Origin of the sequence: Kitasatospora purpeofusca (assembly GCF_034043715.1) — a bacterium.
In the GTDB taxonomy this organism is placed as follows: domain Bacteria; phylum Actinomycetota; class Actinomycetes; order Streptomycetales; family Streptomycetaceae; genus Kitasatospora; species Kitasatospora purpeofusca_A.
This window is the reverse complement of sequence record NZ_JAXCLC010000150.1, coordinates 1-3,844: the sequence shown is the minus strand read 5'-3', so window position 1 is coordinate 3,844 and position 3,844 is coordinate 1. Positions and strand designations below refer to the sequence as shown.

At 71.8% G+C, this 3,844-nt stretch carries 1 protein-coding gene; it reads left to right on the top strand.

Going from position 1 to position 3,844, the window contains the following annotated elements:
* Positions 1 to 412: 412 nt before the first annotated feature.
* On the top strand, positions 413 to 3,844 hold a 3,432-nt coding region (locus SM793_RS36230; RefSeq protein WP_320443395.1), incomplete at its 3' end, for a nitrate- and nitrite sensing domain-containing protein.

The window sequence follows — 3,844 nt, the reverse complement described above, 5'->3', positions numbered from 1 at the left end:
CCGCTGAGCGGAACCCCAGGCCGGCGGCCCCGGCACCCCGTCGCACCGACGGGGTGCCGGGGCACGTTCGCTTGCGGGGAGGTGTCGTCCGGGCGCCACGCGCAAGACCCTCGCATAAGCAGCGGATAACAGTTCGGTAGGCATTTCGTGATCAACAATGACTGTTTGTAGCGAATCAGCGTCGCTCAGCGCCGGAAGACCACAGTTTTGTTCCAAGTTGTCGGCGAATGTCCTGAATTGCACCGCGCACAGCGCCCACCAGCAGCTGTTTGTCCCCCATCCCTGCACGTGCTGAAATTCCAGCTACCCCTGGATCCCGTACGGCCGTCGCTCTCCTCCCCGGAACGCGCGGCCACCGGGGGTAGCGCTGGATTGATCCATGGCCGCCTGTCGGCCGAGAGGTAGTAGTCGAGTGAGGCGTAAGCAGCAGGCCGCCCCGCAGCGGCGCTCCGAGCCCCGCCAGAGCGAGCCGAACGGCACGGCACCGGACCCGGGCGGGTTCTCGGCGTTCACCCCGACCGAGGAGCGGCCCCAGACCGCCCCGGCATCGCAGTCGCCCGGCCCCGGCAAGGACCGCCCCACCGGCGCCCCGGGCCTCGGGTCCGGCAGCGGCCAGGGCACGGACGGCGCCGGACCGAAGAGCAGCCGGTACGACTTCGCGCGCCCGCGCAACTGGCGCGTGCCGGCCCGACTGATCGCCATTCTGCTGATCCCGGTCATCATCGCCCTGGTCTTCGGCGGCCTGCGCGTCAACACCTCGATCGACGGCTTCGTCAAGGCCGACCGCGCCCAGCGCACCGCGGCCCTCGCCAAGGCCGCCACCGAACTCTCCGAGGCACTGGAGAGCGAGCGCGACAAGACGCTCATACCCCTGATCACCAAGCAGGACCCGAACAACGACGTCACCAAGGCGCGCTCGACCACCGACGCCGCCCTCAAGTCGTACAACGCGGCCTACGAGGCGAGCGACAAGTCCGGCGAGCTCCCCCGCCGCCACGACGCGTTCCAGCAGATGGTCGTCTTCCTGCCGCAGCTGCGCGCCACCGCCTACAGCGACACGCTGTTCGCCTCCGCGACCGTCAGCGCCTACTCGGTGATGTTCGCCCCGCTGCTCGCCTACGACAACTCGGTCGGCCTCGGCTCCAGCAACCTCACCAGCAAGGGCCGCTCGATCTACGCGATGTCGCTGGCCAAGGCCTCCGCCTCGACCCAGCGCGCTCTCATGCTGCAGCTCCTGGTCGGCATCGCCGCCCAGAAGACCACGCGCTACGAGAACGTCGACCTCATCCAGCAGCTGCTCGTCGCCCAGCGCCTGGAGCAGACCGCGCTCTCCGAGTTCAACACCGGCAGCGCCCCCGAGGACGCCAAGAAGTACGCCGACGCGCAGGTCGCCCAGGCCACCGCCGACGAGCGGACCGCCTACCGGATGCCCAACGGCAACGCCCCGACCATGGGCGGCCTGCTCAACATCGGCGCCGCCTACACCCAGGCCGCCGCCAACGGGCAGTCGCAGGGCCGCGAGGTGGCCGACCGCGCGTACAAGGAGGCCAAGGACGCCGGCCTCACCCCGGAGAACTGGAACCAGGCCGCCAACACCCACATCTCCAGCCTGCGCGCCACCGAGGTCGTGCTGCTGGACGACGTGCTCGCCGACGCGGCCGAGCTGCGCGACAACGCGCGCTTCGACGCCATCCTGAACTCGCTGATCGTCATCGTCGCGCTGGTCCTCGCCGGTGTGCTCACCGGCTACGTGGCCCGCTCGATGATCCTCGGCATGCGCACCCTGCGCGCCGCCGCGCTCGACATCGCCGACCGACGCCTGCCGGAGCTGGTCGAGAAGCTCTCCAAGACCGACCCGGAGCGGGTGGACACCAACGTCGTCCCGATCCCGCTGTACGGCAAGGACGAGATCGGCGAGGTCGCCCGGGCCTTCGACCAGGTCCACCGGCAGGCGGTCGCACTCGCCGCCGAGCAGGCCCTGCTGCGAGGCAACGTCAACGCGATCTTCACCAACCTGTCGCGCCGCAGCCAGAGCCTCATCCAGCGCCAGCTGGCGCTGATCACGGACCTGGAGAACAACGAGGCCGACCCGGACCAGCTGGAGAACCTCTTCAAGCTGGACCACCTCGCGACCCGAATGCGCCGCAACGGTGAGAACCTGCTCGTCCTCGCGGGCGAGGAGGCCGGCCGCCGCTGGAACACCCCGGTCCCGCTGGTCGACGTCCTGCGCGCCGCCGCCTCCGAGGTGGAGCAGTACGAGCGCGTCGAGCTCTCCGGCATCCCCGAGGCCGAGGTCGTCGGCGCCGCCGTGACCGACCTCGTCCACCTGCTCGCCGAGCTACTGGAGAACGCCACCACGTTCTCCAGCCCGCAGACCCGGGTGCTGGTCAACGCGACCCGCCTGCCCGACGGCCGGGTGCTGGTCGAGATCCACGACAAGGGCATCGGCCTCACCGCCGAGGACTTCGCGGAGATCAACGAGAAGCTGGCCGAGCCGCCCACGGTGGACGCCACGATCTCGCGCCGGATGGGCCTGTTCGTGGTCGGCCGGCTGTCCCAGCGGCACGACGTCCGCGTCCAGCTCCGCCCCTCCGGCGAGTCCGCGGGCACCACCTCGCTGGTCATGCTGCCGCCGTTCCTGACCCAGATGGCCGCGGCGCCGGAGCCCGAGGAGCAGTTCACCGTCTCCCGGATCTTCGCCGACCAGGAGCCGGCCGCCGAGTGGGCCCCCGACCGGAGCCAGGCCCGCAGCGCCGCCGAACTCGGTTTCGACGACCACCTCACCGGCCACAACGGCGCCGGTGCCGGCGGCTTCAGCCCGGCCCTGGAGGCCGTCCAGCGCTCGCAGCGCCTGGACCAGGTCCGCCGCGCCGCGCTGGAGTCCGGCCCGGAGGGCGACCGGCCGGTGCTGGACGCCGAGGTCGACGACGAGTACCCGGCGTACGGCCGTCGCAACGACGAGGACTACGGCCAGGACGCGCAGTACCCGCAGCAGGGCTACGAGCAGTCCGGCTACGCCGACGACCAGTACGGCTACCAGCAGGACGGGTACGGCCAGGACGCCGGCTACCAGCAGGACGGGTACGGCCAGGACGCGGGTTACCAGCAGGACGGGTACCAGCAGCAGGACGCGTACGGCCAGTACCCGCAGCAGGGCTACGACCAGTACGGCCGGCAGGACGAGTACGGCCAGGGCGACGGCTACGCCGGGGAGAACTACGGCAACCGGGCCGAGGAGGCCCCGGCGGGCCACCCGTACGCCCCGGAGCAGCCGGCCCTCCCGGCCGCCGCCGCCGACGACTCGGCCACCCTGCCGTCCGGGCTGCCCCAGCGCCGCCCCGGCCAGCAGCTGGCCGGCGGCGGGTTCCCCTCCGGCCCGCAGGAGAGCGGCGACACCCCCAACTGGTTCGCCGGCGCCAAGGACACCTCGGCCACCCCGGTCGAGCCCCGCGGCAGCCACGACGTGTCCGCCCTCGGCGGCTACGGGCCCACCGGCCCGACCGCGGCCGGCGGCCAGACCTGGCAGTCGCCCAACGACGGCGACTGGCAGCGGGCGGAGAAGCTCCGCGAGCCCTCCTCCAGCGGCACCACCCAGGCCGGCCTGCCCCGGCGCGTGCCCAAGCAGAACCTGGTACCGGGCAACGCCCAGCCCACCCCGCAGGACGGTCCGCAGGTGTCCCGCGCGCCCGAGGAGGTCCGCGGCCGACTCACCAACCTGCGCCGCGGCGTCGAACAGGGCCGCAGCGCCGGCAGTACCGGAAGCTTCCGGATCGACCCCGATCAGGTAGACCCGTCCGGCAACGGACAGCAGAATCGCAGCACCGATCTCTTCGGCGGCTCGAAC